Consider the following 15435-nt stretch of genomic DNA (forward strand, 5'->3'; position numbering starts at 1 on the left):
GCAGATCTCCGCAATCAGTCTCCGATCGGCAGACGCACGGTGAGTGTCGTGCCGACGTCCAGATCGCTCTCGATTTCGATCGCGCCCCCGTGAGCGCTTACATAACGACGCACCACGTAAAGTCCAATCCCCGTCCCCGGAACCCCGCGGCTGTTGCTCGCGCGATAATACGGCTCAAACAGGCTCGACTTCTCGGCGGGCGGAATGCCGCGTCCCCGGTCGGTGATCGACAGAATGGCAGAATCTGCTTCCGCGCGGCCCCACACCGAGATCGCGGTATGCTCCGGCGAATATTTCAGGGCGTTGGACAGGATATTGGCCACGACCTGCTGGAGCATGTCGGAGTTGCCGCGCACGACAGGCGGCAAGGATCCGATATCCGTCTGGATTTCCCGGTCGCCCTTGAGCTGGACGACGAGATCGCCGATCAGCGAAGCGAGATTGACGTCTCCCGGCTCGAACTGATCCGACGCCTGAGCGGCTTCGGAGGCGGCCTGCACCTGACGGATCACCACATCGATGTGCTTCACGGCGCTATGAATCTTTTCGGCGCGCGTCGTGACCCCTTCGTCGTCCGACGCTGCCAGCTTCTTGAGGCGATAGGCCTGGCCATCGATCAGGGTCAGCGACGTGCCGATCTCGTGCGTCAGCATGTCGACGAAGCGGCGGCTGGTGTCGGCTTTGGTGCGCTCGGCTTCGTATTCGGAACGGATCTTCGCCTCCAACTCCTGACGGCTGGTCACGAGAAAGGCGACGAGCCACTGCGCCACGATGGCGATGGCCCGGTTGGTGAAAAACACCAGCGGCAACTGGTCATGGGGCGGCTGGAAAAACGCGCCGAGCACCGACAGCGAGGTTGCCAACGCCGCGCAGGCATAGGCGGCCCGATGGAAGGAGAAGATCGCAAGCGGAATCAGAACCGCATAGATGAAGCAGATCGACACGTCGTCCGGCGGCGTGAGAATATCGAAGACGAAAACGCCAGCCATCAGCGCGGCGACGAGAACCAGCGTGCCAAACGCGATGGTTCTGACCCGCGTCATCCAGCGGGCAGGCGTTTCGGATGTCAGACGATGGTCCATCTGGGCTGCTACGAAAGGCGTCTCATGGATGGCGCGGTTGCAGGCCCTGAAACCCACTGTTGCGAGCGCAGATCAACGGACCCTGCCACGGTAAAGCCCACTCGAAACGGCGGCACCTGTCAGTCCTGACAGGTGCCTGGATGCCCCGAACTCTTCATGTTCTCCGTGCCGCCGTCCGCGCCATCCCAAGCACAAGCGGATTGCCGGCGGCAAATTCGGAGAACCCGATGCGGGTCGCGATGCTTGCACTGACGCTGTTCGCCGCACAATCCGTTCCCACGAGCGCCCACGAATACGGCCAGAATACGGATCGCGTCGATACCAGCCGTTTCACCGGGCTGCGGTCGGCGCCGGAGAGGAACGTCAACAACGAAGAGGGCCATCCCGAGATCACCGCCCTCGTCGATCGGACCGGCCCGTGCGTCGAATTTCGCGTCCGGGCCTCACGAAGGAATAGCGGCTCCGAAGCCAAGCATATCGAAAAATGTCACTAGCCGGCGGGGGTGGGTTCTGACGCGCTGCACAAGCTTGTGTGAGCGTTAGAACGCATGAAGGGCTGCCCTCACGGGCAGCCCTTCATTTCATACGGCCTCGCAGCGACGCCGAGTTCTGCCATCACTCCGCCAATTCATACGCCAGCAGCGCCGGCGCCAGGAACCACGCGGCGAGCTTGATCGGCGTGCCGGCGGCGGCAGCCTTGGGCTGCAGCTCCGGTGTGCGGTCGGCAAGCAGCAGCGCAAGCCGCCAGGCGACCCAATACATCGCGTAATAGATCGGAATGAAGGTCGCGAGCGCCGCGGTCTTGGAAACCGAATCGAGCAGCAGTCCGATGCCCACGGCGACCGCCTGTCCGACGATCATGAACACCAGATACGCGATGATCACGCGAACCGTGTTGCTGTGATTGCCCATTGTGTCACCCATCTTGTGTCACCCATCCTTGTTTTTTTGATCCGGAACTCGAGCGAGATCCGGCTTCGGACGATTGTTCGGAGCGGCACTATGCGGATCAACCGGCTGGACGATCCGTCGCAGCCGGTTTCAGCGGCGGCAGATCGTCGCAAGGACCGAACCTGGCCAAGCCCCAACTGCTCAGAGAACGCCGTGCATGATGCGGCGGCGAAGCGATGTCAGATGCGCCCGGGCCGCGCTGGCTGCCGCTTCCGGATCGCCGCATTTCAGCGCATCGAAAATCGCTTCGTGTTCGGTCTGGGTCAGTTGAAGGTCTGCGTCTGTCCAGAGCTGGAGTTGCCAGATGCGGCTGGCGCGCTGATGCAGCATGCGCATGACGTCCGCCAGGACGCTGTTTTCAGTGGCGCTGACGATCTCGTTGTGAAACTTCGAGTCGAGCGCCATGTAGCCCGCGCGGTCGCCGTCCTTGATCGCCTGCTTCGCCTGCTTGAGAAGCGTTTGCAGCGCCCGGACATGATGGGATTGCGCACGCTGCGCGGCGAGCGCAATGCCGGCAGGCTCCACGACCATGCGCGTCTCGATCAGCGCGATCACATCGTTCAAGGAATCCGTCCGGATCATCACGCCCTTGCGGGGCACGATCTGCACCAGCCCTTCGACCTGGAGGCGATGCAGCGCTTCGTGAACCGGCGTCCGGCCCAGTCCGAGCTCGGTGCAGATGCGCGTCTCGTTGAGAAACTCGCCGGGCTTATAGGCCAGCGTCATCACGCGGTGGCGGATCTCGGCGTAGGCGCGCTCGGTCAGAGACGCGCCGGATTGCAGCCGCCCGCTCGATCCGTTCGGTGGGCTCATTCCAGCCGACCTGCGCTTCTGTTTCGCCCGCGGCATCGTCACCCCGTGCGCTCGACAACGATCTTGCCCAGTTGCTCACGTTGAAGGCTGCGCGCAACCGCGGCCGGCAGATCGTCAAAGGCAAACACGCTGTCGATCAGCGGAGCCAGCGTTCCGTCAGCCAGGCTTGTTGCGTGATCCGCAAGGAAGCCTTGCACCACGCTGGCGTGCTCCTCGAGGGAGCGCGAGCGGAATGTCGCGCCCAGCAGGCGGATGCGCCGCACGGCGTGCACGTTGAGATCGATCTCCGCGTTGATCCCGCCCAGCCGGCCGATGTTGACGATCGTGCCGCCTAGCGCCGTGCAGCGCATGGTCTCGTTCAGGAGCGAGCCGCCGATGTTGTCCAGCACGAGGTCGGCGCCCTTGCCGCCAGTCTGCTGCAAGACGCTGTCGGCAAAACCTGCGTAAGGATCGGCCAATCCGAGATGCAGCCCCAGCGCGCGCAGCCGCTCGAGCTTTTGCGGCGAGGTCGACGACCCCATGATGATCGCGGCGCCGTAGCGGACGGCAAGCTGCAGCGCGGCGATGCCGACGCCCGACGTCACCGCATGAACGAGCAGGCTTCCCGACGGCGGCAGGCGGCCGAGCATCATCATCGCGTTGAAGGCCGTCAGATAAGACACCGGCAGCGCGGCCGCCGTCGACCAGCGCATGTCGGCGGGGATCGGTATCGCAAGCGCCGCATTCATGCGGACAAACTCGGCGCAGCCGCCCTGCACCATCGCGGCGACGCGGTCGCCGCTGCGCATGCCCTCGACACCGTGCCCGATCTCCACCACCTCGCCGGCCGCCTCGATACCGGGAATGGCCGCCGGCGCCGGCGGCGAATGCCGGAAATGCGATCCCGTCGGATACTGATCGACCCGGTTGATGCCGGCCGCCTGGACCCGCACCAGCACCTCGCCCGGCGCAGGGACCGGCATGGGGAAATCGGTCAGTTCAAACCGGACATCGGCGCCCGCACCGGATCCGACCCAGGCTTTCATGCTCGCTCCACAATTGCTCCACAACGCAGTTGACTCGATCCTATAGTATGTTTGAGATATATCACAGCCGGATCACAGGGCAGCCGGCCTGGCTGCCGACTTCAACGGAGACAGCGATGCAGTCCCTGCACCGGCCGTCGCGGCGCGAATTCACCAGGCGCGAACTGATGGGGCTCGGACTCGCGGCCGCCGTCGCCGGCGTTTCGCCCGCCGCCGCGGCGGACCGCTATCCCGACAGGCCGGTCCATATCGTGGTCCCCTATCCGGCCGGAGGCTCGGTCGACTTCGTCGCCCGCGTGCTGCAGCCGGCGCTGCAAGAGGTGCTTGGGCAGCCGGTCATCATCGACAATCGCGGTGGCGCATCGGGCATGATCGGCAGCCAGGCAGTCGCCAAGTCCGCGCCGGACGGCACCACGCTCGTGCTCGGCGGCGTGCAGACGCATGCGATGAACGCAGCCGTGATCAAGACCATGCTCTACGACCCGCTGCGGGATTTCACGCCGATCATCGAGACCACACGCGCCAACTGGATCCTTGCCGCCAATCCGGGCACAGGCATCCGCACGCCGGCCGATCTCGTCGCCGTGGCGCGCGCCAAGCCGGACCAGCTCACCTACGCGTCATCCGGCAACGGCAGCGCCGCGCATCTGGCGTTTTCGCTGCTCGCGAGTGAGCTCGGCATCCGCATCACCCATGTGCCCTACAAGGGCATCGGCCAAGGCATCACCGACACGATCGCCGGGCAGGTCAATCTGGTGATGGGCGACCAGTCGACGCTGGTGCAGAACATCAAAGCCGGAAGCCTTGTCGCGGTGGCGATGACCGGCAACGCGCGCTCCGCCATCCTGCCTGACGTCCCGACACTCGCCGAAACCATCGCACCCGGCTTCGACGTTCAGGCCTGGCAGGGAATCTGGGCGCCGCCCGGTCTGCCCGCCGAGCTGGCCACGACCATCAACGCAGCCTTCGCCAAGGCGCTGGCCAATCCATCGACCGTCGAACGCCTCAAGATTGCCGGCGTCGATCCCGTCGGCGGCAGCGTTGAGGACTTCAAGAAATTCAGCCGCGCCGAATGGGAGCGTTGGACGGGCGCCGCCCGCAAGGCAAATATCACCCCGGAATAAGAAACGGCCGCTCGCACGGCCTTCAGCGCGATCAAAGCACAATCGAGGAAGCCATGGCGCACCAGCAGCAACGCATCATCTCTCCGCACGTCGCCGAATATCCGCCCGGCCACTGGTCCAACTGCATCCGTGTCGGCGACGCGATCTATCTTTCCGGCTTCACGTCGCGCGGCAGCGACCTCACGACAATCCACGGCGTCGGCGACGCTTACGAGCAGGCCAAGGTCATCTTCACGAAGGTCAAGAATTGCCTGGAGGCTGCAGGCGCGAAGATGTCCGACGTGGTGAACATGACGATCTTCGTCACCGACATGGCCATCAACAAAGAGGTCTGGCGCGCGCGCCGCGAATTCTTCACCGGCCATTTCCCCTGCTCCACCCTCGTGCAAGTCGCGGCGCTGGGCACGCCGGAGATCCTGGTGGAAATCCAGTGTCAGGCGCACGCCGGAAGCGGCGCATGAGCGGACTTCGCCTGCTGTCGGACGACACGCGAAAGAAACTCGCCGGCAGCGGGGCCGCCAACATCAGCAACTGCCTTCTGAAGCGCGGCTTGCGCAACACCTTTCTGTTGGGCCTGCAGCCGCTCGCCGCCGCCCAAGAGGTACTGGTCGGGCCGGCCTTCACGGTGCGGTTCATTCCGGCTCGCGAAGACATCGACAGCATGGCGCTCTATCAGCGCGACGACAGCCTGCATCGCCGCGCCATCGAGGAATGTCCGGAACGCGCTGCGCTGGTGATGTCGACCGGCGGCGATACGCGTGTCTCGTGCATGGGCGACATGATGGCGCTGCGGCTCAGAACGCGCGGCGTCGCTGGCGTCGTGACCGACGGCGGCTATCGCGACTCGCCCGGCATCCGCGCCACCGGCCTGCCCTGCTTCCAGCGCGAAAGCTCGGGGCCGGCCACGCCGATCACGCTGCATCCCGTCGAATTCAATACGCCGGTCGGCTGTGCCGGCGTGCCGGTCTATCCGGGCGACATCATGGTCGGCGACGCCGAGGGCGTCGTCGCCATCCCGGCCCATCTCGCCGACGAGGTCGCGAACGAGGCATTCGCGGCCGTGCAATACGAGGAGTTCGCAGCCGCGCATATCAAACGCGGCCGGTCGATCTTCGGGCTCTTTCCAGCCACGCCCGAAAGCAAGGCCGAGTACGAGCGCTGGGTCGCGGCGGGCAAGCCGCCGCTGGACAAATAAGTGGAGAGCCGATCATGCCGGATACGCCCAACGCCCCGTCGATGAAGAGTCTCGAAGTGCTGATCCGCAGCGGAGAACTCGACCCGGCGAAATGGCTCGACTTCCCGGACTTCGGGCTGCGTCAGTACTTTTTCTGGAAGCATCCTGCCAACGGCGGCAGCATCGCGCTGCTCGAATTCCAGAAGGGCGGGCATATCCCGGTCAAGCACATCCACGCCTCCAACCAGTTCATGTACTGCCTCGAAGGCGACTACGAATACACCGACGTGGGCATGCGGCTCCGCGCCGGCGACTTCTACATGAACCCCAAGGACAACCCGCACGGGCCCACGATCGCGCACGAGCGCAGCCTGCTGATCGAGATCTACGACGGCCCGCACTATTACGAGAAGCCGGTCTTCCACACCGACAAGACGATCGGCGACTTCCTGGCCAAGCCAAAATGAACGGTCGCCGACAAGCGGCAAGCGTCGAGAAATCCGGCATGGCGAAAGAATGATCGACGGCGCGGAGTTGAGGTGAGTGTCCGGCAAACGAGAAGGGCTGCCCTTGCGGGCAGCCCTTCCATTGTCGAGCCGTGGTCCGGCGGAGGTCTCACGATCCGGAGTGTGGATCGCGCAAACCTCGCCGCGAGACCGTGACTGTCACGTCACGCGGCGTTAGCTCAGAACCTCGGATAAGGCGAGGATCCAGCTCACGGATGCCGGCGACCGCGGCGATAGACAATGAGACACTGGATCACCTCCTTTCAGTTGGCGGGCCTTGGCTTCACGCGATCCAAGCCCTGATCAAAGCATTAAGTCAGCCCGCGACCGCTCACGGAGCGGCTGGGACGCACCGGGGGCGCGAATCCCCGCTGCGCCCCATTAGGATGGGGTGCAGAATCCCATCTGTCCAGTGATCGGCCCGCCATCATGCAATCCCGGCTCTGGCCGGCAACGACGCCGGCGCGAGAGCCATCGAATTATGCTTGCGCCGCCCTCGCGAAACTTACTTCGCGAGCCATTTGGAGTAGGCCTCGACATTGACCAGCGGCGCGGTCCCCATGATCTGGAGCTTTTCGATGAGATTGAACAGGAACGAGGTCGCCGGCTTCATTCCGGTGACCAGCTTATGCCGCTTCTCGTTGTCGTCGTAGGTGAAGTGTCCGTGCTCGGCGATGCAGCCGATGTCGAGCCGGCCCTTGCCGAGATCCGCTTCGAGCGCCTTTTCGAACTCGAAGCCCAGCGCCGGCTGCCAATCGGTCTCGAAGGTCAGCAGTCCGCACATGATCGGGGCCAGAGGCTTCGTCAATTGGCCCCTGCCGGGTTGCTGGGTCTGCAAGGTCGTGCGACGCAGCGTCCGCACGCTGGCTGCCTTCTTCTGCGCGTAACGCAGGAGAACCGCATTGGCCGTCGGTTTCGCCTCGAACACCGCATACACGCTCTCGATCGGGACGACCATCTGGCCCTGGTAGTAGAAAACGAACGGCGAGTCCTGGCGATCGAAGATCACCACGTCGACCTGCTGGCTGAACGTGCCCAGGCTGTCCACGATGTAGGCGGTTGCCGCTTCGTAACGCTTCGGCAGGTAGGTGTTCAGCAACTCGATCCAGGCGCGGTCGCTGCCGTTTCCCGCCGCACCGGTGTTGCCGAACGCCGTCCGCGCCGTCGCCAGGCGGAGCTGAACATCGTTGTGCATCTCTGCCAAGAGCGCCTGCAGAGACCAATCAGCCATGGCGGCCTCCTTGGGAAAGAGCGACTTCGGACCGGACAGCGCGCCACACCCGCAGCCCCGCGGACGTTCCGGCCTTCACGCGCCTCTTCGGAGGGGGATTTGCAGCACGATTCGCAGGCCGCGCAATCATTATTGCGCATAAATTCACTGCTCATTGGAACGCTGTTCTGTCTCGGCCCAGTGCCAGGGCAGAAAAAGCAATATTGGAAATCGTCGGCAAGCGACGTCCAGGCCGGGATGAAAAAAGGCCCCGGTGTTACCCGGGGCCTCCCTGTCAGTTTGCTTTTAGCGTTGTCGGCTGAAGCTCAGTCAAGGGTTTATCAGCTGATCTCGAACGTAGGACACAGTGCTTACGTGGACCTTAAGCAGCCTGTCAGGGGAAACCCGCACTCAACTTGAATGCCTGTTCACCCGACAGCCGCGTCGTTTCAACCCGGGGCATTTCGCTCTGCGGCGCGCTTCAGCCGCACGATGGCGAGATCGAGCGCCGACAAGAACCGCGAACGATCGCGGGGATCGAACGGTTTCGGCCCGCCCGTGATGGCGCCGGCGCCGCGCAATTCGTGCAGCAGATTGCGCGTCGCGACCGTCATGCCGATGGAGTCGTCGTCGAACAGCTTGCCGTTCGGCGCGATCACCGTGGCGCCGGCCTTGAAGCTGCGGCTCGCGAGCGGCACATCGGCGGTGATCACGATGTCGTTGGGCCCTGCCCGCTCGGCGATCCAGTTGTCGGCCACATCCATGCCCTGCCCCACCACCACACGGCTGATCCATGGTTCGCGCGGCACCGCGATCGGGCTGTTGCTGACCACGTGGACGTTCAGACCGTGGCGCTCAGCGACGCGATAGATTTCGTTCTTCACCGGGCACGCGTCGGCATCGACGTAGATTTCAATCTTCTTCGACATTCGTGGCGGAGTTCGTCCGTGGCGGAGTTCGTTTCTGGTGGCTGATCCGGCGCTGACGCTTATCACATCTGCGGTTTTGTTGGCCCAGGAACATCTCCTCGTGCAGTCCGTTGGCGTCTCAGGGAAACCGATCAGGAGCAGGCAATGCCACAGACACGTCATGCAGTTTCATTGATGGCCGCGATTCTTCTCGCCGGCAGCGCCGGCTTGGCGATGGCCGCGGGTGGCGGCGGCGGAGGTGGGGCCGGCGGCGGCGCTGGTGGAGCGGGCGGCGCCTCGGGTGGTGCATCGTCGGGTTCGAGCAGCGGCTCCGCTGGCACGAGCGGAACGACCGGCATGGGCGGCGGCACGAGCGCCCCGTCGGCAATTGTACCGACCAGCCCATCGACTTCAACGCCTGGAACCACGGGCATCACACCATCGACACCCGGCACGACGAGCACGAATCCGACGATGAACAATCCATCGACCACGAACTCGCTGAACAACACAGGCCGAACGGATGCGATGGGCCGTCCCTGTGGCTCGGTCGCAAGCGGTTCCCCGCCGATCGGCAGCAGCGGCGTCCCGAGCACCACGGGCAGCGCGCAGACCAGCAATCCGGGCTTCACCGGTTCGACCAGCGGATCTGGAACGGGCGTGCCGTCCACATCGTCGAGCTGCTGACGAGCATCGCGCATAAAGCAAACGGCGTGCTGTCAGGCGCGCCGTTCGCTTGCTTTGGAAATACTCAGCGCACCAATTCGCGCATCGCCGCGTCAAGGCCTTCGAGCGTCAGCGGATACATCCGCCCGCCCATCAGTTGCCGGATCACGCGGATCGAATGCGTGTGCTCCCACTGGCTCTCCGGTACCGGATTGAGCCAGACGCAAGCCGGGTAGGTGCGCGTGATGCGCTCCATCCAAACCGAACCGGGCTCCTCGTTGTAATGCTCGACCGAGCCGCCGGCTGACATGATCTCGTAAGGCGACATCGAGGCATCGCCGACGAAGATCGTCTTGTAGTCGTGCGGATAGGTGTGCAGCACCTGCCAGGTCGGCGTGGTTTCCTGGAAGCGCCTGCGGTTCTCCTTCCACAGCTTCTCGTAGACGCAGTTGTGGAAGTAGAAGTGCTCCATGTGCTTGAACTCGGTGCGCGCCGCCGAGAACAGTTCTTCCGTGGCCTTGATGTGCCAGTCCATCGAGCCGCCGATGTCGAAGAACAGAAGCACCTTGACGGCGTTGTGCCGCTCCGGCCGCATCAGGATGTCGAGATAGCCTTTGTGCGCGGTGCCCTTGATGGTGCCGTCGAGATCGAGTTCGTCGGGCGCGCCGGTGCGCGCGAACTTGCGCAGTCGCCGGAGCGCGACCTTGATGTTGCGCGTGCCAAGCTCGACGTCGCCGTCGAGATCCTTGAACTCGCGCTTGTCCCAGACCTTCACGGCGCGGCGGTGCTTGCTCTCCCCGCCGATGCGCACGCCTTCGGGATTGTAGCCGGAGTTGCCGAACGGCGAGGTGCCGCCGGTGCCGATCCACTTGTTGCCGCCCTGGTGGCGGCCCTTCTGCTCGGCCATGCGTTTCTTTAGCGTCTCGAGCAGCTTGTCGAGGCCGCCCATGGCTTCGATCTGCTTCTTCTCTTCTTCGGTGAGATACTTCTCGGCCAGCGACTTCAGCCACTCCTCCGGGATTTCCGCGGCGAGCGCCTCCTCCATCAAGTCCAGACCCTTGAAGACGTGGCCGAACACTCGGTCGAACTTGTCGAGGTTGCGCTCGTCCTTCACCAGCGTCGCGCGGGCGAGGTAATAGAAGTCCTCGACCCGCCGCCCGGCGAGGTCGTGGTCCATCGCCTCCATCAGCGTGAGGTATTCGCGCAGCGTGACCGGCAGGCCTGCGGATTTCAGTTCGTGGAAGAAGCTGACGAGCATGGCCGCAGGGTAACACGGCCTTAACCAAACCGCGACCGCGGCCAACGCCATCTCGGGTTCGCGTCGGGTTGGAAGCCAATAGTTAATCGATTGTCAATCCGGCCGTCCTAAGCTCCGCCCGATTGCCGGGACTTTGTTGCCATGCGTATCGTTTTGGTCGACCCGAGCCGCGCGGTTCAACGCGCGATGACACGGCTGATCGAGGAAGGCGGCCACGAGGTGGCCTCCTTCGCGGACGGCACCGAGGCGCTTGCGTTCATCACGCAGGACCCAACCGTCCGGGCCATGATCACGAGCACGCAACCGGTCAATATTTCAGGGATCGAGCTTTGCGCCGCCGTTCGCAAATTGAGCGGCAGCCGCCGCGCTCTTCATGTGATGCTGATGTCGTCGTCGGACGACTACTATCTGGCGGTCACGGCCCTCGATAACGGCGCCGATGACTTCATCCACAAACCACCGAATCCCGATGAGTTGCGCGCACGTCTGCGGCTCGCCGATCGGGTCACGGCGATGAAGCAGCAACTCATTTTCCACGCCACGACGGACTCCCTGACCGGATTGCTCAACCGTCGCGCCTTCTTCGACGTCGCGGCCGAGATGTGCGACGCGGCCACAGCCGGAGCCTCGCTGTCGGCCGTCATGTTCGACGTCGATCACTTCAAGCGGATCAACGACACGCATGGACACGAGATCGGCGATCAGGTTCTGGCGGCCGTCGGTGCGGAGGCCAAACTGATCGACGGCAAGGCCGGCCGGCTCGGCGGCGAGGAATTTTGCGTCCTCTTGCCCAGCGAGACAGCCGACGCCTTGGAATGCGCAAGCGCCCTGCAACAGACCGTTCGCGCACTGCGCTTCGGACGCGATGACAAGGCATTCGCCGTGACGTGCAGCTTCGGCGTGGCGGAATGGGAAGCCGACGACGCCATCGATCGGATGCTCCGGCGCGCCGATATGGCGATGTACGAAGCCAAGAAGTCCGGCCGCGATCGCATCGTTGCGTCCGATACCTTCAAGCTCACCACGAGTCACGACGAGTGGCGTGGTGCGGCCCGGCTCGGCAAGCGCGCCCGGGCAACCTGAGACCTCATTTCCTCCCGCGTTGAAAGATTAGCGCGCCGTGACGCGCAATTTTGCCGCAGGTCTGCGACGCCGCTTGCCATTGCCATTCATCAAGCTGTCACGAAACAATCCAGCCGGGTCGCGGGGGTCGGGGAATTGCATGCCGCGTGTTCTACGTGTCGGTGGCGCGTTGGCCGCCACCTTGTTCCTGCTCGCGCCTGCGGTCTGGAACCGGTTTCCACTCCTGCAATACGACACCGGCGGCTATCTGGCGCGCTGGTTTGAAGGCTATCTCGTCCCGAGCCGCTCGACGGTCTACGGCCTGTTCCTGACGCTGCTGTCGTGGCCGGACTTCTGGCCCGTCGTGATCGTGCAGTCGGCGCTGACGGTCTGGATGCTCGCGCTGCTGCTGCGGGTGCTGGGTTTCGGCGACCGGCCGCTGCTCGTTCCGCGCGTGACGGCGGTGCTGTGCCTGTTCACCACGCTGCCGTGGCTGTCCGGCATTCTGCTCACCGATATATTCGCGGCTCTGGCGGTGCTCGCCGCCTATCTGCTGATCTTCAGCTTCGACGCACTGAGCCGCCTTGAGCGCCGCTCGCTGGTCGCGCTGATCGCGTTTTCGGTTGCCACGCACAGCGCCACTTTCGCGGTGGTGCTGGCGCTGGTGCTCGCAGCCGTCGTGGTTCAAGCCGTACGGCGCATCGGAGCTCCGCAAGGCATCGTGCGCAGCGCCGCGGCGGTGCTGCTCGGCGCGCTGCTGCTGCTCAGCGCCAACTATGTGACCTCCGGCCGTTTCGTCTGGACACCCGGCGGCATCGCATTGTCATTCGGCCGCATGCTTCAAGACGGCATCGTCGTGCGCTATCTCGACGAGCATTGTCCGGACAAGCGGCTGCGCCTCTGCGCTTACCGCCACGAGCTTCCGACCGACGCTGACGAGTTTTTCTGGAGCGGTAACGGGACCATCTTCAACAAGCTCGGCCGCTTTGACGGCCTCGGCAACGAGATGGGATTGATCGTCACCGAAAGCCTGCGCGCCTATCCGGCCTGGCAGCTGCAAGCCGCGGCGGTCGCGACCCTGCGCCAGCTCGTCCGCGTCTCCACCGGCGAAGGCGTGCTCAACTCGGTGTGGCACAGCTACGCCATCATCGAGAAATTCACGCCGCATGCAGCGCCCGCCATGCATGCGGCGCGGCAACAGCACGGCGAGTTGAGCTTTTCAGCGATCAACGACGTCCAGCGGCCGCTCGCGCTCGCCGCCATGCTGCTGCTCGTCCCGCTGATGCTTTGGGGCAGCCAGCGTCAGGCCATGGCGGACTTCGGCAAGCTTGCCGCCACCACCGCCTGTGCGCTCCTGGCCAACGCGGTGGTCTGCGGCGTGTTTTCCAATCCGCACGACCGCTACGGGGCGCGGCTCGCATGGCTTGCGCCGCTGGTCGTAGGACTTGCGGCGTTGCGCCTTTACGAGCAGCGCCGGGATGCGGAAGCCGCGCTCCGGGTGCCGCCCGGGGTGCCCGCCGGCAGCACACTTCCGTGACAGCCTTGCAAGGGCCGCGGCCCTTGGAACGCCGTAAATGCGCTCCCAATTCCGCCGCAGTGGCGATACTAGATCAATTGCCCCGCAATCTGGTCCGTGATGCGCATCCCCATCCTCGCGGCCCTCGCCGCCCTCCTCGTCCTGCCCTTTTTCGCCGAGCCGGGCGCGGCGCAGCCGATCCTGAGCCAACCCTTGGGCGCCCCCTCTGGCGAACCCTCCGGCGCTCCCCTGGGCGAACTGTCGCCTCAGCCGGACTCCGGCATTCGCATCGAATGGGAGGTGAAGAACCGCTTCCGCCTGTTCCGGCGCGAGGCGGATTTTCAGCGTCATGTGCGCGCCGCACGCGCCGGCAGCATCCTTGCCGCCGAGCACCAACTCGAAAGCGCTGTCGGCGGACGCGGCTGGGCGCAGGCGATCCTTCCCTATCTCTGCCTCAACGCCGCAGGTGCGCTGCTTGAGACCTGCGAGCGCGACGGCGAGCGGGAAAGCTATCTTGCGCCGAAGAACCACCTGATCGCCGTGCGGCTCGCAGGCCCTGTGCCTGCGGGCTCGACGTGCAACTGGAGCTTCGACGACGGCACCATTCCGCCGAAGCAGGTCAACGGCGCCTGCTCGGATCTCGTGATCCAGCGCGTCGCCTACGGCAAGCCCACCATCGCGGCGGTCGGCATCACGCGGTCCGACAACAGCGTCGAGACCATCTCGGCCGAAATCCAAGTGCGCGACCTGTTGATCGCCGGCATGGGCGACTCGGTCGCGGCCGGCGAAGGCAATCCCGACAAGCCGATCGCGCTCGCCGACGAAGGCTTCTGCTTCCAGCGCTTCGGCGGCCCGGCGCGCGGCGAGTATTTCCGCCCGAGCCGCGCCGGCTACGAAGGCGACAAGTCCTGCGAGCTCAATCCGGTCGGACCGCCCGGCGGAGCCAGCGGCGACTGGGCCAGCAAAAGCGCATTGTGGATGTCACCCGCATGCCACCGCTCGCTCTACGGCTATCAGCTTCGCACGGCGCTGGCGCTTGCGATCGAAAACCGGCAACTCGCGGTCACCTTCATTCCGCTGGCCTGCAGCGGCGCGACCATCCCGGCCGGCATCCTCGACAGCCAGGGCGCGAGCGACTGCCCCGTCACCGGCCGCTGCTCCGGCACGGTGCCATCACAGCTTTCGCAGTTGCAGGACGCCTTGAGCCGGGCGCGCAAGCAAATCCCCGACCGCAAGCTCGACCTGATCCTGCTGACGGTCGGGGCCAACGACATCAAGTTCTCGGGCCTCGTCGCCGACGTCATCATCACGGCCGGCGTCGAGCGGGTGCTGTTCAAGCAGGGCGGCCTGATCACCTCGGTGCAGGAGGCGCAGACGCTGCTCGATCGCAACCTGCCACAGAACTTCGCCCGGCTGCGCGCGGCGCTGAAGCCGCTCATCGGCGGCGATCTTTCGAAGGTAGTCTATACATCGTATGGCCATCCCGCGATGGCCGGCGACGAGCCCTGCCCCGGCGGCCGCGACGGACTCGACGTGCATCCGTCGTTCAACGCCAACGGCGCTGCGCTGAAGCAAGTCACCGATTTCGTCATGGACCGCTTCCTGCCGAAGCTCGTGGCGCTGGCGCGCTGCGAGCGCGGCGTCCTGTGCAACAACATGGAATCGGACCGCATGACCTTCGTTGCCACGCATCAGGACACATTCACGCAGCACGGATTCTGCGTGCATGCCAACGACGATCCGGAATTCGACCGCGATTGCTTCTCGGTCGAGGGCAAGAGCTTCGATTCCGATCCGGTGAGCGCTGCAACCTCGCCGATGGTGTGCTCGCGGCGGCCGAGCGAGTTCCGGCCCTATGCGTCGCGCGCGCGCTGGATCCGCACCGCCAACGACAGCTACTTCACCGCGATGACGTTCCCGCGCGGGCTCCCCTCGACCATGCAGCCGAGCAACATCCATGACGCCACCTGGGGCGCGTTGTCGGCGGTCTACGGCGGCGCCTTCCATCCGAGCGCCGAAGGTCACGCCGTGATGGCGGACGCGGCGTTGCCCGCCGCGCGCGATGTGCTGGGCCTGAAAGCGCCGCCCGACGTGGTGACGCAGCCGCTGCCGCCGCTCGCCACCACGCCGGCGCAATAGG

At 64.8% G+C, this 15435-nt stretch carries 16 protein-coding genes; 8 read left to right on the forward strand and 8 right to left on the reverse strand.

The window, feature by feature from the left end; genetic code table 11:
* Window positions 1–14: 14 nt before the first annotated feature.
* A complete protein-coding gene (locus RHPLAN_RS26630; RefSeq protein ID WP_068024477.1) occupies window positions 15–1082 on the reverse strand; it encodes a sensor histidine kinase in 1068 nt (355 codons plus the stop codon).
* 227 nt (window positions 1083–1309) lie between these two features.
* On the opposite strand from RHPLAN_RS26630, the gene RHPLAN_RS26635 reads away from it, so the two are divergent.
* A complete protein-coding gene (locus RHPLAN_RS26635) occupies window positions 1310–1576 on the forward strand; it encodes a hypothetical protein (protein ID WP_068024480.1) in 267 nt (88 codons plus the stop codon).
* A 121-nt stretch (window positions 1577–1697) separates the two neighbouring features.
* Here the strand turns inward: RHPLAN_RS26635 and RHPLAN_RS26640 are convergent, their stop codons facing one another.
* The 3 genes from RHPLAN_RS26640 to RHPLAN_RS26650 form a co-directional block, all read right to left on the reverse strand.
* A complete protein-coding gene (locus tag RHPLAN_RS26640) occupies window positions 1698–2006 on the reverse strand; it encodes a hypothetical protein (RefSeq protein ID WP_157100503.1) in 309 nt (102 codons plus the stop codon).
* A 168-nt stretch (window positions 2007–2174) separates the two neighbouring features.
* Window positions 2175–2846 carry a GntR family transcriptional regulator gene (locus RHPLAN_RS26645; protein ID WP_198164503.1) on the reverse strand — a complete coding sequence of 224 codons (672 nt, stop codon included), beginning with the start codon at window positions 2844–2846 and terminating at the stop codon, window positions 2175–2177.
* A 38-nt stretch (window positions 2847–2884) separates the two neighbouring features.
* Window positions 2885–3871, reverse strand: a complete 987-nt coding sequence (locus RHPLAN_RS26650) for a zinc-binding dehydrogenase (protein ID WP_068024489.1) — start codon at window positions 3869–3871, stop codon at window positions 2885–2887.
* Between the two features lie 116 nt (window positions 3872–3987).
* On the opposite strand from RHPLAN_RS26650, the gene RHPLAN_RS26655 reads away from it, so the two are divergent.
* Genes RHPLAN_RS26655 through RHPLAN_RS26670 form a run of 4 tightly spaced genes read left to right on the forward strand, consistent with a single transcriptional unit; the run spans window position 3988 to window position 6636 of the window.
* Complete coding sequence (locus tag RHPLAN_RS26655; protein WP_198164504.1) at window positions 3988–4995, forward strand: Bug family tripartite tricarboxylate transporter substrate binding protein; 1008 nt, start codon at window positions 3988–3990, stop codon at window positions 4993–4995.
* A gap of 53 nt (window positions 4996–5048) precedes the next feature.
* Complete coding sequence (locus RHPLAN_RS26660) at window positions 5049–5456, forward strand: RidA family protein (RefSeq protein WP_068024494.1); 408 nt, start codon at window positions 5049–5051, stop codon at window positions 5454–5456.
* Window positions 5453–6190 carry an RraA family protein gene (locus RHPLAN_RS26665; RefSeq protein WP_068024497.1) on the forward strand — a complete coding sequence of 246 codons (738 nt, stop codon included), beginning with the start codon at window positions 5453–5455 and terminating at the stop codon, window positions 6188–6190. Before RHPLAN_RS26660 ends, RHPLAN_RS26665 begins: the two co-directional genes overlap by 4 nt.
* Window positions 6191–6204: 14 nt before the next feature.
* A complete protein-coding gene (locus RHPLAN_RS26670; protein WP_068024499.1) occupies window positions 6205–6636 on the forward strand; it encodes a cupin domain-containing protein in 432 nt (143 codons plus the stop codon).
* A 544-nt stretch (window positions 6637–7180) separates the two neighbouring features.
* Here RHPLAN_RS26670 and RHPLAN_RS26675 read toward each other — a convergent pair.
* The 4 genes from RHPLAN_RS26675 to RHPLAN_RS26690 all read right to left on the reverse strand — a co-directional run bounded on the left by RHPLAN_RS26675 (window position 7181) and on the right by RHPLAN_RS26690 (window position 10717).
* Window positions 7181–7906, reverse strand: a complete 726-nt coding sequence (locus RHPLAN_RS26675; protein WP_068024502.1) for a DUF6602 domain-containing protein — start codon at window positions 7904–7906, stop codon at window positions 7181–7183.
* Between the two features lie 428 nt (window positions 7907–8334).
* Window positions 8335–8814 (reverse strand): YaiI/YqxD family protein, encoded by a 480-nt coding sequence (locus tag RHPLAN_RS26680; RefSeq protein ID WP_068024505.1) that lies wholly within the window; start codon window positions 8812–8814, stop codon window positions 8335–8337.
* A 158-nt stretch (window positions 8815–8972) separates the two neighbouring features.
* Window positions 8973–9494 (reverse strand): hypothetical protein, encoded by a 522-nt coding sequence (locus RHPLAN_RS40245; RefSeq protein WP_068024508.1) that lies wholly within the window; start codon window positions 9492–9494, stop codon window positions 8973–8975.
* 50 nt (window positions 9495–9544) lie between these two features.
* Entirely contained in the window at window positions 9545–10717 is a 1173-nt protein-coding gene (locus tag RHPLAN_RS26690; protein WP_068024511.1) for a vWA domain-containing protein, read from the reverse strand.
* Between the two features lie 141 nt (window positions 10718–10858).
* Here RHPLAN_RS26690 and RHPLAN_RS26695 point away from each other — a divergent pair, with 141 nt between their 5' ends.
* The 3 genes from RHPLAN_RS26695 (at window position 10859) to RHPLAN_RS26705 (ending at window position 15434) form a co-directional block, all read left to right on the forward strand.
* Entirely contained in the window at window positions 10859–11800 is a 942-nt protein-coding gene (locus RHPLAN_RS26695; protein ID WP_068024514.1) for a GGDEF domain-containing response regulator, read from the forward strand.
* 139 nt (window positions 11801–11939) lie between these two features.
* On the forward strand, window positions 11940–13316 hold the full coding sequence (locus RHPLAN_RS26700) for a hypothetical protein (protein ID WP_068024517.1): 1377 nt from the start codon (window positions 11940–11942) through the stop codon (window positions 13314–13316).
* 99 nt (window positions 13317–13415) lie between these two features.
* Entirely contained in the window at window positions 13416–15434 is a 2019-nt protein-coding gene (locus tag RHPLAN_RS26705; RefSeq protein WP_084245595.1) for an SGNH/GDSL hydrolase family protein, read from the forward strand.
* Window position 15435 lies beyond the last annotated feature (1 nt).

The organism is Rhodoplanes sp. Z2-YC6860, from assembly GCF_001579845.1.
Lineage (GTDB): Bacteria > Pseudomonadota > Alphaproteobacteria > Rhizobiales > Xanthobacteraceae > Z2-YC6860.